Origin of the sequence: Lysinibacillus sp. UBA5994, assembly GCF_002429725.1 — a bacterium.
Classification (GTDB): Bacteria; Bacillota; Bacilli; order Bacillales_A; family Planococcaceae; genus Lysinibacillus; species Lysinibacillus capsici.
In genome coordinates this window covers 52,481-68,903 of record NZ_DJAU01000051.1, presented here as the reverse complement: position 1 = coordinate 68,903, position 16,423 = coordinate 52,481, and the positions used below count along the sequence as shown (strand labels likewise).

General features: G+C 37.2%; 15 protein-coding genes. 11 read left to right on the top strand and 4 right to left on the bottom strand.

What is annotated here, in order from left to right:
• Positions 1-210 precede the first annotated feature (210 nt).
• The gene (locus B3D98_RS15755) at positions 211-1,386 is read right to left on the bottom strand and encodes an alanyl-tRNA editing protein (RefSeq protein WP_288584145.1); all 1,176 of its coding nucleotides are present in this window, start codon (positions 1,384-1,386) and stop codon (positions 211-213) included.
• A 156-nt stretch (positions 1,387-1,542) separates the two neighbouring features.
• Here B3D98_RS15755 and B3D98_RS15750 point away from each other — a divergent pair, with 156 nt between their 5' ends.
• From B3D98_RS15750 to B3D98_RS15720, 7 genes are all read left to right on the top strand, one after another.
• A complete protein-coding gene (locus tag B3D98_RS15750) occupies positions 1,543-1,830 on the top strand; it encodes a DUF6509 family protein (protein WP_036075918.1) in 288 nt (95 codons plus the stop codon).
• A 151-nt stretch (positions 1,831-1,981) separates the two neighbouring features.
• Positions 1,982-3,127: a VanZ family protein gene (locus B3D98_RS15745; protein WP_048390777.1), complete on the top strand. Its 1,146-nt coding sequence runs from the start codon at positions 1,982-1,984 to the stop codon at positions 3,125-3,127.
• A 13-nt stretch (positions 3,128-3,140) separates the two neighbouring features.
• Positions 3,141-4,475, top strand: a complete 1,335-nt coding sequence (locus B3D98_RS15740; protein WP_048390775.1) for an FAD-dependent oxidoreductase — start codon at positions 3,141-3,143, stop codon at positions 4,473-4,475.
• Positions 4,476-4,489: 14 nt separating this feature from the next.
• The gene (locus B3D98_RS15735; protein WP_048390772.1) at positions 4,490-4,966 is read left to right on the top strand and encodes a glutathione peroxidase; all 477 of its coding nucleotides are present in this window, start codon (positions 4,490-4,492) and stop codon (positions 4,964-4,966) included.
• Positions 4,967-5,117: 151 nt separating this feature from the next.
• Complete coding sequence (locus B3D98_RS15730) at positions 5,118-5,885, top strand: ABC transporter ATP-binding protein (protein WP_259951275.1); 768 nt, start codon at positions 5,118-5,120, stop codon at positions 5,883-5,885.
• Positions 5,872-7,740 carry an ABC transporter permease gene (locus tag B3D98_RS15725; protein ID WP_288584143.1) on the top strand — a complete coding sequence of 623 codons (1,869 nt, stop codon included), beginning with the start codon at positions 5,872-5,874 and terminating at the stop codon, positions 7,738-7,740. Before B3D98_RS15730 ends, B3D98_RS15725 begins: the two co-directional genes overlap by 14 nt.
• A 1-nt stretch (position 7,741) precedes the next feature.
• Positions 7,742-8,101, top strand: coding sequence for a YxeA family protein (locus B3D98_RS15720; protein WP_288584142.1), 360 nt, complete (start codon positions 7,742-7,744; stop codon positions 8,099-8,101).
• 105 nt (positions 8,102-8,206) lie between these two features.
• Here B3D98_RS15720 and B3D98_RS15715 read toward each other — a convergent pair whose 3' ends face one another.
• Positions 8,207-9,592 (bottom strand): sensor histidine kinase, encoded by a 1,386-nt coding sequence (locus B3D98_RS15715; RefSeq protein ID WP_054548907.1) that lies wholly within the window; start codon positions 9,590-9,592, stop codon positions 8,207-8,209.
• Positions 9,589-10,311: a response regulator transcription factor gene (locus B3D98_RS15710; RefSeq protein WP_048390763.1), complete on the bottom strand. Its 723-nt coding sequence runs from the start codon at positions 10,309-10,311 to the stop codon at positions 9,589-9,591. The genes B3D98_RS15715 and B3D98_RS15710 overlap by 4 nt, the downstream gene beginning before the upstream one ends.
• Positions 10,312-10,526: 215 nt before the next feature.
• Between B3D98_RS15710 and B3D98_RS15705 the strand changes: the two genes are divergently transcribed.
• From B3D98_RS15705 to B3D98_RS15690, 4 genes are all read left to right on the top strand, one after another.
• Positions 10,527-11,141, top strand: coding sequence for a PH domain-containing protein (locus B3D98_RS15705; RefSeq protein WP_048390761.1), 615 nt, complete (start codon positions 10,527-10,529; stop codon positions 11,139-11,141).
• A gap of 84 nt (positions 11,142-11,225) precedes the next feature.
• Positions 11,226-12,584, top strand: a complete 1,359-nt coding sequence (locus tag B3D98_RS15700) for an acetamidase/formamidase family protein (RefSeq protein ID WP_054548908.1) — start codon at positions 11,226-11,228, stop codon at positions 12,582-12,584.
• 198 nt (positions 12,585-12,782) lie between these two features.
• Positions 12,783-13,337 (top strand): HPP family protein, encoded by a 555-nt coding sequence (locus tag B3D98_RS15695; protein WP_048390759.1) that lies wholly within the window; start codon positions 12,783-12,785, stop codon positions 13,335-13,337.
• Between the two features lie 198 nt (positions 13,338-13,535).
• Entirely contained in the window at positions 13,536-15,011 is a 1,476-nt protein-coding gene (locus tag B3D98_RS15690; RefSeq protein WP_288584141.1) for a hypothetical protein, read from the top strand.
• Between the two features lie 39 nt (positions 15,012-15,050).
• Here the strand turns inward: B3D98_RS15690 and B3D98_RS15685 are convergent, their stop codons facing one another.
• On the bottom strand, positions 15,051-16,235 hold the full coding sequence (locus B3D98_RS15685; protein ID WP_048390754.1) for a CaiB/BaiF CoA transferase family protein: 1,185 nt from the start codon (positions 16,233-16,235) through the stop codon (positions 15,051-15,053).
• Between the last annotated feature and the right edge of the window lie 188 nt (positions 16,236-16,423).

The window sequence follows — 16,423 nt, the reverse complement described above, 5'->3', positions numbered from 1 at the left end:
GTGCAGTTCATAGCGTCACAGGTGAGACCCTGGAGCGACCGTAAGTGAATGAAGCGGCTCACCAGACGCCCCCTGGAAAGGACGCTGGCGTAACGGAAATCAATCACTTACCTTGTCAAAAAGTCTTTTTCTGCTAGTGACATTGTCTTTTTTCAATAACATAGGAGGAGCTGTCTATTAATAACAAACAGCTCCTCTATTATAATGTAATTAAGCGTCTTGCATCGATGCTAGTAATTCTTCTTTCGAAACGGTGCAATCGCCACCGCCTTGTACCATTTGGTCACTTCCGCCACCCTTACCATTAATAAGCGGCAGTGCCTTTTGGGCAACATCCTTCATGCTTTTTGAAACATTATTACCTCTTGCTGCAACGAATTGTAGTTTGCCTTCATTTTCAGACACAAGTAGAGCTATTACATCTTTCTGTTCCGTAACAATCATACGGGCTATTTTTTGTAGCTCTTGCATTGTTCGCTGATTAAAAGCAGCCGTTACGACACCTTCGCTATTAACAAGTGCCTTTGCTTCATACGTGAGTAATTCCTCTTTCGCAGCAGCGAGTGCTTTTTCTGTAGTTTTTTGAGTAGATAAAACTTTTGTAAGTGCTGTGGCAGCATCAATCTCAGGGACACTTAATTGACGAGCAACGTCCGCTAATACTTTTTTCCGCATGCCAAGCTCAGTCAAAACGCGTTGACCACACACAAAAGAAACGCGCACATTGCCCTTCATTTTTTCGGTCCCTAATATTTTGATGGTACTAACTTGCCCTGTGGATGTAGGGTGAGTGCCACCACAACCGTTGTAATCAAAATTAGGGATAATCACAAGTCGAATGTCTCCCGTCACTGCAACTTCTTTACGAAGATTATAGTTGCCCAGCTCTTGCTCTGTAACCCAGATAGTTTGAATGGGGCGGTTCTCTAGAATAATGTCATTGGCTCTTGCTTCTGCCGCTGCAAGCTGTTGCTCAGAAATCGTTTCTATAGCAAGATCAATTGTTACTTGCTCACTGCCTAGATGAAAGCTTACAGTCTGCGCATTAAAAAGCTCTACAAAAGCAGCTGTTAAAATATGTTGCCCAGCATGCTGCTGCATATGATCGAATCGTCTTGGCCAATTTAACTTGCCATGTACCACACCATCTAAAGTCGATAGATCACCTTCAATATAGTGACGAATTTCATCATCCACTTTTTCAACATCTATGACCTCCAACGCATTCAATGTACCTGTATCGTGAGGTTGACCACCACCAGTTGGATAGAAAGCGGTGTTCGATAGTACAACATAATGACGGTCGGATTCGTCAGTTCCTTTACTAATAATAGTTGCATCAAACTCTTGTAACATAACGTCTTGATAATATAATAGCTCTTTCATGAAAAAGCCTCCTCGTATGTAGGGAAATTTAGTTCTAAATTAATTCCATTTCATTGTGGCATAATTACTGACAGGTGTATACGAGTTTTCTAGTTGACCCATGCTGAAATTGATTTAATATAGAAAAGAACAGCTAAAGAAAAAGGAGCAAATATAATGGAAATTACACAATTCTCAATGGAAGAGATTTTAGACCCAACAAATATTATTGAAGGTAAGCGTTATGAATTTATTCTGGATGTAGAAATTGATGAAGAGGATGAGCTTTACCACGAAGCTGGCATTGAAATTCGTGTTCTAATTGGTGAAAAAGACGAAGAACCATTTATATTAAATTACTTCATCATGGAAAAGGCTGAAGGTGAATATTTAGACTTTGCATTAGAGGATGATGAACTAGAAGAAATTTTGACATTCTGTAAAGAAGAAATAGCGAAAGCATAGTAAGTAACAGGTAGAGAGTATAGATTCTTTACCTGTTTTTTTATTGAATTAAGGATTATGTAAGCTTGATGAAATCTACATGTAGTATTGAAGGACTAAACTTAGTTTTAGTGTTCAGAAAATAGGGCAATTTAAAGAGAGAGGTGTTTCTATGTCAACGTACACGCAATCCATTTTTATAGCATTTTTCATAACTATTATTTTATCCTTTGTACTATTTATACCATGGCTGATTTATACGTATCGTAAGTATGGATACTTATCGATGTCCAAAACCATTATCATGTTCTCATTTATTTTTTACTTTTTATCAGCGCTTTGTTTAGTATTACTACCATTTCCGTCTACAAGAGATACTTGCTCACTTCAATCCGCGGACACCGTTCATACTAATTTGCGACTTTTTCAATTTGTTGATGATGTTTTAAAGGATAGTGGCGTTGTTGTCACAAATCCATCTACATGGCTTGCTATCACAAAACAGCAGGCATTTTTTCAAGCCTTCTTTAATTTCTTACTACTAATGCCATTCGGCGTTTACTTGCGATATTTTCTTAAAGAAAGAAGGTACTGGAAACGTGCATTTTTAATTAGCTTTTTGCTAACATTGTTTTATGAGGTCACACAAAGAACAGGCATTTATGGCATCTTTAATTGCGCATACCGAATCTTTGATGTCGATGACTTATTACTAAACAGTGTAGGTGCGCTCCTAGGTTTCTTCTTAGCACCAATTGTTTGGGCATTATTCCCCTCTCATGAAGAGGTTGAGGCTAAAGCTGCTGAAATGGAAAAAAATGATATTGTTAAGCCGATTTCTATTTTACTAGCATTGGCCATTGATTTATTTATCGTCCAATCAGTTTGGATGATTATTGGTGTTCTGACAGGGTATAGCGGTACTTTTGAATTCTTAGTGAAAATGGCTCTGTACGTGGTACTCTTTGGGGTGTTACCAAGTATGATGAATGGTGCAACACTCGGTATGAAGGTGATGCGTTTTACAATGGTCAACAAGAATGGCAAAAGTATTGTAAAGCAATCATGGCGTCGTTGTATTGCTATTATCGCTACCTTGTGTTTATCAGAAGCCATTACAACATTAGGTGACATCCAATTAGATATGGATTCACCATTTTATGTTCTACAAATTGTCATTTCTCTACTTGCCGCAATAGCAGGTTTTGCACTTACAATGATAATAGCTATTCATGTGGTACGGGTCATCGTAAGTGGTGGAAAACGACGTTTGTATATCGATCAATATGCAGATTTAATGGCAACAAGGAAAAAATAAGGGGGCTTGTAGAATGAAATACGTCATCATTGGTGGAGATGCTGCAGGTATGTCTGCAGCAATGGAAATCTATCGGAATGTTCCAGGAGCAGAAATAACTACTTTAGAACGTGGTTTTATTTATTCATATGGGCAATGTGGATTGCCTTATGTTGTAGATGGTCGTATTTCATCAACCAAACGTTTAATTGCAAGAGATGTCGAAACTTTTCGAGATAAGTATGGCATTGATGCAAGAGTTGGCTATGAGGTAGAGAATGTAAACATAGAGAAGAAGGTTATTACAGGTACACAAGCAAGTGGTGATAAATTTGAGATTACCTACGATAAACTTCTTATTGCAACGGGGGCTAGTCCAGTCATGCCTGTGAAAAGGGGGAATGAGCTAGATGGTATCCATACGGTAAAAACAATTCCTCAACTGGAAGATTTGATGGCAGATTTAACATCAGAGATTGAGCAGGTAACAATCATAGGTGGTGGCTATATTGGTTTAGAAATGGCTGAAACCATACATGCCTGTGGGAAAAAGGTAAGGCTTATTCAGCGCGGAAGTCATGTGGCCCGTATTTTAGATGAAGAACTTGCTCAGCATGTTCATGAGGAAGCGAAAAGGAACGATGTAGAGCTGTTATTAAATACGAGCGTTGAAGCTTTTGAAGGAAATAAACGAGTGGAACGTGTTATTACAGATAATGGCGTTCTAGAGACGGATTTAGTCATTGTCGCTTCAGGTATAAAACCAAATACACAGTTTTTAAAGAATACTGGGATTGCACTTGCAAAAAATGGAGCGATCATTGTAAATCGCCATTTAGAGACTTCCCTTGAAAATATTTATGCAGCTGGCGATTGTGCAACTCACTTTAATATTGTGAAAGAACGTTTAGATTATATACCTTTAGGAACGACTGCTAATAAGCAAGGTCGTTTAGCAGGTCTCAACATGTCAGGCAAATTTGCTCCGTTTAGAGGAATTGTGGGCACTTCTATTTTAAAATTTTTCAATTTAACTATTGCTACAACAGGTATTAATGAGCGCGATGCTAAAGAGCTTGGTTTTGACTATGAGGCATTTAAATTATCTGCACGCCATATAGCCGGCTATTATCCAGGTGCACAACGTATGTTTATAAAAGTGGTCGTTCGCAAGCGTGATCAATTGTTATTGGGTGCACAAATCGTGGGACCAGCGGGAGTTGATAAGCGTATCGATGTGTTTGCGACAGCATTATATAGTAAAATGACCTTACCTGATTTGCTAGACTTAGATTTGGCCTATGCACCACCATTCAATGGTGTTTGGGACCCTTTGCAGCAGGTGGCAAGAATGAATGGACGTTTATAATAGGAGGTAGAGAGATGAGCATTTATGATATTAATGTAACTTTAGAAGATGGTACTATCTATAGCCTTGAACGTTATAAAGGAAAGCCGATGCTAATTGTTAATACAGCTTCCAAATGTGGCTTTACACCACAATTTGAAGAATTAGAAGGTCTCTATGAAAAATATCAGGAGCAAGGTCTGGTTGTACTTGGTTTTCCATCAAATCAATTTAAACAAGAGCTAGCGTCAGCTGAAGAAGCGGCTTCCCAATGTCGACTAACATATGGAGTGACGTTCCCGATGCATGAGATCGTGAAGGTGAATGGTAAAGAAGCACATCCTATTTTCGATTATCTTACTTCCCATTCCAAAGGATTTTTAGGCAATAGTGTTAAATGGAACTTTACAAAATTCCTTGTAAACCGTAATGGAGAGGTTGTTGGACGATACGCCTCAGCAGATAAGCCAAGTAGCTTTGAGGAAGATATTCAAAAAGTATTAGCACAATAGATTAGAAAAGATTCATGCACAGTTTGTGTATGAATCTTTTTTTGTCTACAAATTTCAAAAAGCAGATGATTTAAGGTTGCTGTAAGCTTGCGACAAATTTGCTGTAAGTTTGAGGTCGTATACTAAAGTCAGAAAGAAGAGGTGAGCGTATATGACGCCATTATTAAAGGTACAAAACGTTGGGAAAAATTACGGCAAAGGCGCAAATACTTTTACAGCGCTATCGAATATATCATTTGAAGTAGAAAAGGGAGAGTTTGTTGGGGTAATGGGTCCTTCTGGGGCTGGAAAATCTACGCTTCTTAATGTATTAGCAACGATTGATACGCCAACAACTGGTGAAATTATTATTGAAGATACTAATTTGGCACGTATGAAGGATGCTGAATTAGCGGATTTTCGTCGAGGTAATTTAGGGTTTATTTTCCAGGATTATAACTTGCTCGATTCTTTAACAGTGCGAGAAAATATTGTTTTACCACTAGCGATTGCAAAAATGCCGACAAAGGCTATTAATGCAAGAGTTGATCGAATTGCTGCATTGTTTGGAATTAGTGATTTATTAAACAAATATCCTTATCAAATTTCAGGTGGGCAAAAGCAGCGTACAGCCTCGTCGCGAGCATTAGTGACAGAACCAAAACTAATTTTTGCCGATGAGCCTACAGGTGCGCTAGATTCAAAATCTGCAACCGATTTATTAGAAAGCTTAAGTGATTTAAACCAATCTCAAGCCGCAACGATTATGATGGTTACACATGATGCCTTTGCGGCTAGCTTCTGCCAGCGCATTCTATTTATTCAGGATGGACAGCTATCTAAGGAAATTCAACGTGGGACTCTAACGAGGAAGCAATTTTTCCAAGAGATCTTGCAGGTGCTATCTAGCATCGGGGGTGGAGTAAATGACGTTATTTAGTTTAGCGCGTAAAAATATTCAACGCAATTTATCGAATTACTTTTTATATATTGCCTCAATGGTATTTAGTATCGTTATTTACTTTACGTTTGTGACGCTCAAATATAATGATGATCTTTCAGCCTTAAAGCAATCGTCACAACAAATTAAAGGATTAATGAGTGCCTCGTCAGTCGTACTTCTGTTCTTCATTGTCATCTTTATGGCCTATTCCAACTCGTTTTTTATGAAGAAGCGGAAAAAGGAAGTAGCCCTTTACTCGTTACTAGGTGTACGTAAGCAAAAAATTGGCTTAATGCTCTTTTTTGAAAATTTAGTCATAGGGCTTGTCTCCCTTGTGTTTGGTATCCTTCTAGGTTTCTTTATGTCCCAAGGGCTATTAATGATACTAGTACGCTTAATGGGCTATGAAGTGGTTGGTAGCCTGACATTTTCAATGGAGGCACTAATTAATACAACGGGCATTTTTACACTACTGTTTTTATTCACATCCTTACAAGGTTACCGTGTGATTTATCAATTTAAACTAATTGATTTATTCCATGCAGACAAACAGGGAGAGCAAATTCCACGTGCATCATTAGTAGCTGCTTTACTTGGCACTGTACTTATTGCATTTGGTTATTATACAGCTGCCTCTGATATGTTTACGAGTGAAATATGGAGATTCTTTACGGTATTAGGTACGCCATTAATGGTTATAGGGGTAACAATTGCAGGGACATACCTTCTATTCCATAGTGTGAGTGTCTTTGTATTAACAGCATTAAAGAAAGCAACATCATGGTCCTGGAAGGGTTTAAATTTAATCGGTGTTTCTCAATTATTGTATCGTATTCGAGCTAATGCCAAATCGTTGTCAATCATTGCAATTTTAAGTGCCACTACGATTACAGCAGGTGGCGGTGTCTTCGGTATGTATTATAATGCAGAAGCTTCTGTACGTCAGATGCTGCCAAACACATTTATGTGGAAAGGCGAGACAGTAGAATTTTCACAACAGGATGTCTTATATAATGAAGCACTGGCTGTGAAAAATTTACGTGTGGATAATGAATTCTCATTTTTCGAATATACATTACTTAAGGAATCGGACTATAATCGCTTAGCGAAATTACAAGGCAAGGATAAAGAGCTACACATTGCAGAGGGCTCTACGGTTTTACTGGATGCAGCCTATGATGAACGATTTTCACATGATTTTACAGGAGAGGACTTTAAGTTACAAAACGGAGACTCCTTCCATGTAGAGAAGATGTACACGGAAAGTGTATTAAACTTTATAGCAGCTGGAACAGTTCTCGTTGTGAATGATCAAGAGTTTAAAGCTACTGATGCCGATGAGATTATGATGCAGGTTGTTGGATTGGACAATGATTTGAAACAACAGGACGTGTCGAAAGACATTTACCAGCAGTTGTCTTCTGAACAACAAGAATCATTTTCTAGTGTACCGCAAAGCTATGAGGATAGTTTAGCAACAGTTGGTGCCCTATTGTTTGTGGGAAGCTTCCTAGGATTGGTCTTCCTAGCGGCAACAGGCAGTATTATCTACTTCAAAATTTTAACGGAAGCCGAAGAAGATCAGGCAAAATATGCTATTTTAAATAAAATTGGTGTAAATAGTAAGCAAATCTTAAAGACAGTAGCAGGACAGGTCGCTGTTATCTTTAGTGCGCCACTTATTGTGGGTATTGCACATAGTGTGTTTGCATTACTAGCATTTTCACAGCTATTTAACATGAATATTACAAAACCAGTCATCTTGTGGATGATTGCTTATTCAGCTATTTACTTTATTTATTATATCTTTACCGTTCGTTCGTTTTATAAAATAGTGAGACAGGGGAATTAATATGAAAAAAGTATTTTTCGGAATAGGTGCATTGTTTATCTTATTCGTAGCAGGGTTAATTGTATTGATGACTGTAGATTTTAACCGATTAAATAAAGATACCTACTATGTTCATATCACGGCTGATGGTGAGGTAGAGGAGTATAAAGCAGATAGTGGTGAAATCTTTAAGATGTATTGGTACGAGCTACCTACTTACGATAAAAATGGGGAAGAGAAAACATTAAAGTTTTCTGCTCATAAAAATTTACGCCAGGATGCTTATTTAAAGCTTTACGTGAAAAAGGAAACAGAAGTTACTTCATTTGATGAAGTAAAATTCCATGAATTACCTACTAAAGTACAGGATCAAATGAAATAGCACAAAGAAGGAGTCTCAAATTTTGAGACTCCTTCTTTTCCACACGAAAGTTCAGTGCAAAGTATTTAGCGTTTAAATTCAACTGGTTAAATTTAGTTTATTTATTTAGTATTCCTTTTGTAGATCAATAATAACGCATGTACCTTTTCCTTTTTCCGAGGTGATGGTCACTGTTCCTCCATGGGCCTCAATGATATCTCTAGCAATAGCTGTACCTAAACCAGTCCCAGCAGTATTGTCCGTATTTGTGCCTCGGTAATAGCGTTCAAAAATATGTTCTAGATCCTCTGGGTCTATCCCCTTGCCATTATCAGAAATTGTAAGAGTATGCTCATCAACAGACACATGGACAGATACATCGGGAGCATTATGAAGCAATGCATTGTGTAAAAAGTTCATGATAGCTCTGCGCATAAAATGTTCATCGATTTGATGCAGACTTTTCTCGGTTGTCGCCTCAAACATAAGATTAGCTTGTTCATATTGTGGTGTATTTAATGTTTCAATCACTATCTCTCGAATAAAAGGCACCATGTTCACTTCATTTAGTGTAAGTGGAAGCTGTTGATGTCTTAAACGCATCGTTAAATTTAAGTCATCCAGTAGATTTTGCATATGCAATGATTGTTTTTCTATAATTTGTGCATACTCCATTTGCTCAGTATTTGTTATTTGTGCATCATTCAATAGTTCTGCATAACCTCGAATAGAGGCAAGTGGTGTTTTCATATCGTGTGAGACATTACTAATCCATTCTTCACGCATAATCTCTAGTCTCTTTCGCTCCTGTTCATGGGCTGCCAATTCTCGTGATACTTCATTTAAGTTTTCAAAAACCGGCTTGTAGACACCACCAGGAGACTTAATAGACGTATGATCATGATTCTTTAAATGATGAATGCGATCTATCATCGCATAAAGAGGTTTCGTTAATGTACGACCAAAAAGCCACCCTACTAATGTAGCTACTAACAAGTCCGCAATCACGATGAACAAGCCAAATTTCCCTATAAACTGTAAGAGTGATGTGCCAGAAACATGCGTAACAAACCTTGTAACACCGCTACCTTTAATACCGATTAAATAACTAATGGAATCCTTACTGCCAATATACACAGTAGTATCTGAATCGAATTCTTTATATTTATATACTTGAATTAAGTCGATAGGTGCATAGTGCAATGGTGCTTTATCTGGTGCAAAATGAGCATCAATCACTTGACCATTTTCATCAAGCAATTGTATCCACGCATTTCTTTGATGCAATTGTTCGATTCCTTCTGCACGTATGGAAGTTGCTCCATTTTTTATCTCGATATATTTTTGAAATTCCCGCACAAAGTGTTCTTCTTCTGTGGCAGAAACGCCTTCAGAGTCAGTTGCTAGCCGATAAGTAAGGAGTCCCATGAAGATAGCTGTATTGACGAAAATAACAATGATGACGATAGAAAGTACGGAAAGGAGAAAGCGAGCAGTTAATTTCCACTTCATTCTTGTGCCTCTTTTGGCATGACAAACTTATAGCCAAGTCCTTTTACAGTTGTGATATATAGAGGATTAGAGGCATCCTCCTCAATTTTTTCACGCAACCGGCGAATATGCACCATAACAGTGTTATCAGAACCGAAGAAATCCTCTCCCCATACACGTTCAAATAATGTTTCTTTACTTAAGATACGATTGGGATTGTGCATAAAGCACGCCATTAATCCAATTTCCTTAGCTGTTAACTCCAATAATACGCCATTTTTATGGACTTCAGTTTCATCGGCATTCAACTGAAATGGTCCAATTTGTAGTGCTTTTTCAACAATATTCGTTATGGTATCTTGTGTTTGATAGCCAGCTCTACGTAGTTGCGCCTTCACACGATAGGCTACTTCTTTCGGGCTAAAAGGTTTTGTAATATAATCGTCTCCGCCAATGGCTAGTCCTAAAATTTTATCAATTTCCTCATTTTTAGCAGACATAAAGAGCACAGGGACATGGGATACTTCACGGATACGTCTACATAAATCGTAGCCCTCACCATCGGGAAGCATGACATCTAGAAGTATAATATCGGGTGTTGTTTGTTGAAAGCTTGTCCATGCATCGTGAATGGTACCAGCTGTATAAATTTGTTTGTAGCCCTCTTTTTGTAAGCTTACTTTTAGTAGATTCGCTAAATCTGCCTCATCATCCACTACTAAAATGGTTGGTTCTTGCACTTGTTCACACGACCTTTCGATTTGGAAGAATCTTTACTGACAATTATTATAAATGAAATGTATAGAAAAGAGGAAATGTTGGGTTGTATAGCTTAACCAGTAAATGCTTTTATTCTACAAGAAAAGAAGTACATTTTTTATATAAATCAATACATGGTGAAACCTTTACAGATTCTAAAGCGTAAAAAGAGTATTACAAATTAGGAGGAATGACGATGTTTAAAAAGATAGCAGCAGATGCACTTGGACTTTCAGATATTGGTGTGGTTGTGCCAAGAGAGGACTATGATAAGACAGATGCAGATGATTTTATCTTACATGAAATTGATGAAAAAATTTACTTTTTAATTAAAACGAAGGCTGATGAGTATTGCTTTACAAATCGTGCAATTATTCATGTAGATGGCGAAAGTGCTATGAGCAAGAAACGATTACTGCGACGCTATGACTATTCAATGTATACTGTGACAGAAGTTTTTCTCGAAACAGCAGGAACAATCGACCTTGATGTCGAAATTAAGTTTACAATCGGCAATTCCCCACTATCCATCGACATTCATAAACGCTTTATTGATGACATTAAAGATTTATATAAAGCACTACATGCCATTAGCTATGAACAAAAGAACAATGCTTATAAGCTAGAAGTAGCGGAAAAAAGTTTAAACATAGCATCATCATCACTTGGTCGAATTGGCAATGACAATATATCTCCTGCGTCGTCATTCAAAGAAATTACAAGCTTTGCGAATACTTGGATGATTGATCATAAAGATAAGTATAAAAAAGAAGACTTCTCACATATTTTTGATTTATATATGAACAATTGATAAAAATAGCTCTCTGCAAGTGTAGAGGGCATTTTTAACATATAACGATATACATAAAAATTATTCTAGGAGCGTGATTAGAAAATGACAAACGACATGCATGTGCTAGAAAAAGAAGAGGTAGAAAGTGATGATTTTATACAGCAACCTCAAGCCGCTGAAACATTGTTCGTAAATGAGTTTATTGATGGTATTTTAGATCCATCACAGAAGATGTTAGGGCCGCTTAAGGATGGTGGAACGATTATTGCCAATACAACACCTGGATGTTGGGGACCCATGCTTACTCCTACTATTCGTGGAGGACATGAAGTAACGAAGCCCGTGTTTGTAGAAGGAGCAGAGGTGGGTGACGCCATTGTTATAAAAATTAAATCTATTCAGGTCACATCTCTTGCAACTTCGTCTGGCCATGATGAAGCAATTGTAGATCGATTCATTGGTGATCCGTTTGTTTCTGTAAAATGTCCAGGCTGTGGCAAGCTTCATCCAAGCACAGTTGTAAAAGGAATAGGCCCACATGCAATTCGATGTTCTACATGTGATACAGAAACGGCACCCTTTAAAATGACAAACGGCTATACGATGGCACTCGATCATAAAGGGCAAATGGGTGTAACTGTTGGACGAGAGGGTGCTAGACGAATTGCACTTGATGCTAAAAACTACATGAGAACACCTGAAAATTCTGTACAAAATCCTGTTGTTGCATTGGCTCCAAGCGACTTAGTAGGTGTATTGGCGAGAATGCGACCATTTTTAGGTCAGCTTGGGACAACCCCTTCTAAAGCGATGCCTGATTCACATAATGCAGGTGACTTTGGTTCATTTTTAATTGGAGCACCACATGAATATGCTTTTACTCAAGAAGAATTGGATTTACATCGTACCGATGGACATATGGATATCAGCCGAGTACGAGAAGGTGCGACTATTATTTGTCCAGTCAAGGTACCAGGCGGTGGTGTATATATTGGAGACATGCATGCTATGCAAGGGGACGGCGAGATTGCAGGACATACAACCGATGTAGCGGGTATTGTGCAGCTTCAAGTTAAGGTATTGAAGAAAGTAGCTTTGGAAGGCCCAATTTTACTACCAAATGTAGAAGACTTACCTTATACAGCAAAACCCTTTACCAAGGAAGAAAAACGTCGCGCACGTGAGCTAGCGGAGGAGTTTGGTGTTAAACAGGTAGAGGATGCATTCCCAGTGTCGGTGATTGGTTCTGGTAAAACGTTAAATGAGGCGACTGATAACGCGATTAGTCGAGCTGCGAAGCTATTTGAGATGAGCGAACCAGAGGTTTTAAATAGAGCAACTATCACAGGCTCCATTGAAATCGGACGCCATCCAGGGGTTGTCACAGCCACTTTCCAAGTACCTAAAACTGTATTGAAAAAGGTAAGAATATATAAAACTATTAAAAAACAATATGACTAATAATGATTTCTTGAAAAAGCAAACTTTTAAAAGTTTGCTTTTTTGTATGAGCTACAAGTCAGATAAGTAAATGTTTGTCTGAAATTTGAAGTTTGGATTGAAATCTATTGTTGTGTTGATATAATAGTTAAAGTTTAAAAATGAATAACAGGACCTTATATAAAACAGATGAGTATAGAAGAGAAAAGTTGGTGTCTAATGACAGAAATTATAGGTGTGGAAAACAAAATAGAGAAAAAGAATAGTATAAAACCTTTTATATTAAAAATGAGAGGAGGAGGTCATGCTCCATCTCGAACAAATTTTGCTGATGCCTTTACTGGAGCAATAGGAGGATTAATATGCATTTTTGTGTTGCTATGGTTAACTAACATTACCAATTCACCTTGGTTAATGGCATCATTAGGCGGTAGCTGCGTTCTTGTATTTGTCGTCTGGAATGCACCTTTGTCCCAGCCCCGAAATATAATTGGAGGTCATTTTATTTCGGCATTTATCGGGTTGGCCATGTATTCATTACTAGGCTCCAATATATTGTCTATTAGTCTTGGTGTCGGATTAACTATATTTTTTATGGCCTTTTTAGGTGTCATACATCCTCCAGCAGGCGCCAATCCTATAATTATTATTTTAGGAGGTTATGGTTGGAGTTATTTACTAACCCCTGTATTAATTGGAGCAGTCATAATTGTATTTTTCGGTTTGTTGATCAATAATTTACGAGAAAAAAGAAAATATCCGTTGTTTTGGTAAAGATGATATCCATCTATAAAGTGTGTTCACTTATATAGGTGGTTTTTTATATTGTTAACGTTTTTGCTATGCATACCCATATTTTTTTAGCATATGTTAGTTAAGATTTGTTATATTGAAGAAAGAGTGTAAAAATCATGTATTTGAATGATAGGGGAAGATCTTTGTTGGTAGAAATTGATGGGAGGATCCATTTTTATGCTGTTGGACTGTGATGAGCAATTATTCATGGCTTATAAACAAAAAAGTAAAAAGGGTGCTGAAAATATACTAGCAACTTGGTTGGAAGCAGAGTTAAATCTGCAAGAAGATCCAAAAATACTTGGTACTTCGCTTTCACCCAATCTATTTTTAGTAAACGAAGAAACGGCTAAGAATATTGCCTTTTCCACAGCACGTAAATATTGGGGTCATGTATCAACAGAAATGCAAATATATTTTGACAAATATGGTTTAGATTCAAAATTTGTGAATGAGCGTCTCAGTACTTTTTTCTATACTCAAAAAGGTAAAGATACTTTTTTTGAGCAGCTTTTTGCACAACATACAATAGACTTAGAACGATTAATTTGGTTAGTCTTTGGGAAACGAATGCAAATAGCTATGCCAGTTAATGAGCTACAATCAATTATTTTATATAAATTTCAAGATGAATATTTAGTGCATATGATGTATAAAGAGCATGCATCTTTTTGGCATTGGCTTTTCACAAAAAAAGTTTATTCACTGCTTATCCACAAACCTTTAGAGCAATTCACATTTCTTTATGAAATAATGGGACATTTCGAGCATTCTGTGAGAGAAAATTGTGAACATGTGGATAACTTTGTGAATAACTATAAAGCGATACTGGATAAGTGTATAACTCATGTGGATAAGCATAATGCTAGCTGTTTGGCAAAGAAACAGTTACGTCTTTATCAAATTGTTACTCATTATTGCTTATCAGAAGGTGATTTTAATAGTGTCAAATCGTTTATTACCTCATTTGAAGCGGAATGGCGCTACTCAATGTATGCACTATCAGAGAAGGAAAAAGTGTTGATTGCCTATATTTTATTTCATATAGCAAATAGAGAACAGCAGAGTGAAAAGGTTATACATTATGGTGAATATTTATTAGAGGATGAACGAATAAATAATTATGCCATTGAAATATTACTAGAGTATAAAGAGCTATTACCAAATCGTAAACCAACACCACCTGCCATTATTAAAAATTATCAGTTAAATTATTTAGAAAATTTATATGCCATTCTACTAGAGCATTATGTAAAAATGGCACGTTATGAGGATGGCTTACTTTTATTAAAAGAGCATGTTTTAGCATCGAATAAAAAAATTAATTCTTCATTAGTACAAAAAAACTTTAGTAGTGAACAGCTTATTGCAATTGAAGCATATGTTCAACAGGATATAGCACTTCATGTGAATAACTCTCTACAACATATTGGTTTGTCTGTGGAAGAGTGGCGACGCAATTATCGTCAACCAAATGCACCATACTATGTTGTAGCACAAAGTGCCTCCCTGCATATGTTAAATATTTTAAGAGTTTTGTTTGTAACAGAGCAGTACGAGCTTTTTGAAAAGTTAATGGAGATTTACAAAAAATATCTACTAATAGATGATCATTTTGAAAACCTACGTATGTTTATTAGTGCGTATGTATAAAAAAGGTGTCTAATACATCACAGTATTAGACACCTTTTTTTACTCTAAAACACCTTTTTCCTTCAAAGCCTTGATTTGTTCAGCATTAAAGCCCAGAGATAGTAAAACTTCCTCATTATGCTCGCCTAATTTAGCACCAACATGCTTGTATTCAGGCTGCGTACCATCAAATTTAAACGGAGAGGCAATTTGTTTTTGCATAGTGCCATCGCTTTTGGGTATAGTCACAATCATTTCTCGTGCCTTTAGCTGTGGATGTTCACATGCTTCAGGAAATGTTAGAACTGGCTCTACACAACCTTCAAAATCCTCGTTAAACACTTCAAGCCATTCTTCATATGTCTTGGACAAGAAGGCATCGTGAACAGCCTCTTTAAAACGAATTTGCGTATAGTAGGAGTCATTGAAGGTATTATCGATCAATTCGGGAATATCGAGTGCTTCACATAGCAATTTGCGAAATTGAGGCTCTAAACTACCGACAGAGAAAAAGCGCCCATCCTTTGTTTTGTAAAAATCATAGTAACTGCCTCCATTTAAAATTTCTTGCTCTGGCTGTGGTACACGTCCACCTCCAATAAATGCTGCACCATACATAGCATTAAGTGAAAAGACAGCATCTGTCATACTAATATCGATGAACTGTCCTTCTCCTGTTTTTTCACGATGAAGGGCAGCAGCCAGCACACCTATTGCTGCATGCATTGTCCCTCCAGCTATGTCAGCTAGTTGAACGCCCATGGAAACAGGCTTTTTATCCTTATGGCGGGAATAGTCGAGTAAGCCAGCTAAGGATAGATAGTTATTATCATGTCCTGGTCGATTACTATAAGGCCCTGTTTGTCCGTAGCCAGTAATCGCACAATAAATAACCTTAGGATTTATTTCTTTAAGCGCTTCATAGCCGATGCCAAGTCGCTGCATTACACCAGGTCGAAATCCTTCGATAATAACGTCATACTCCTGTACAAGTGATTTAACAATGTCGATAGCTTCTGGTGATTTTAAATTTAGCGTTATAGATTTTTTTGATCGATTTAAATGTTGATGGATATATGCCTCGTGATCATCGTCATAGGGAGGCATAATTCGCGTTAAATCAACCCGCTTTGAAGATTCAACATGGATGACATCTGCTCCTAAATCAGCAAATATCATTGTCGCCATTGGTCCTGGTAGTAATGCAGAAAAATCGAGAATTTTTAACCCCTTTAAAATACCCAAATCTTCCAACCCCTTTTTGTGTAGGCTACACAACCATCTGGATGATGATGGCGAGTAGCGCTTTTCTCATAATCCCCATTGTGTGAAAAGCGAATTCTATATACTGTATTATTACAGTTTATTATATTTTAATGAGTATTATAACAGATTAAATCTTAACTTGCCTATGCTAATTTTTATTATAAAAT

What these genes read in the sequence shown, in the direction of transcription:
- B3D98_RS15755 (WP_288584145.1), bottom strand. Translation starts at nt 1,386, where the DNA reads ATGAAAGAGCTATTATATTATCAAGACGTTATGTTACAAGAGTTTGAT.
- B3D98_RS15750 (WP_036075918.1), top strand. Translation starts at nt 1,543, where the DNA reads ATGGAAATTACACAATTCTCAATGGAAGAGATTTTAGACCCAACAAAT.
- B3D98_RS15745 (WP_048390777.1), top strand. Translation starts at nt 1,982, where the DNA reads ATGTCAACGTACACGCAATCCATTTTTATAGCATTTTTCATAACTATT.
- B3D98_RS15740 (WP_048390775.1), top strand. Translation starts at nt 3,141, where the DNA reads ATGAAATACGTCATCATTGGTGGAGATGCTGCAGGTATGTCTGCAGCA.
- B3D98_RS15735 (WP_048390772.1), top strand. Translation starts at nt 4,490, where the DNA reads ATGAGCATTTATGATATTAATGTAACTTTAGAAGATGGTACTATCTAT.
- B3D98_RS15730 (WP_259951275.1), top strand. Translation starts at nt 5,118, where the DNA reads ATGACGCCATTATTAAAGGTACAAAACGTTGGGAAAAATTACGGCAAA.
- B3D98_RS15725 (WP_288584143.1), top strand. Translation starts at nt 5,872, where the DNA reads ATGACGTTATTTAGTTTAGCGCGTAAAAATATTCAACGCAATTTATCG.
- B3D98_RS15720 (WP_288584142.1), top strand. Translation starts at nt 7,742, where the DNA reads ATGAAAAAAGTATTTTTCGGAATAGGTGCATTGTTTATCTTATTCGTA.
- B3D98_RS15715 (WP_054548907.1), bottom strand. Translation starts at nt 9,592, where the DNA reads ATGAAGTGGAAATTAACTGCTCGCTTTCTCCTTTCCGTACTTTCTATC.
- B3D98_RS15705 (WP_048390761.1), top strand. Translation starts at nt 10,527, where the DNA reads ATGTTTAAAAAGATAGCAGCAGATGCACTTGGACTTTCAGATATTGGT.
- B3D98_RS15700 (WP_054548908.1), top strand. Translation starts at nt 11,226, where the DNA reads ATGACAAACGACATGCATGTGCTAGAAAAAGAAGAGGTAGAAAGTGAT.
- B3D98_RS15695 (WP_048390759.1), top strand. Translation starts at nt 12,783, where the DNA reads ATGACAGAAATTATAGGTGTGGAAAACAAAATAGAGAAAAAGAATAGT.
- B3D98_RS15690 (WP_288584141.1), top strand. Translation starts at nt 13,536, where the DNA reads ATGCTGTTGGACTGTGATGAGCAATTATTCATGGCTTATAAACAAAAA.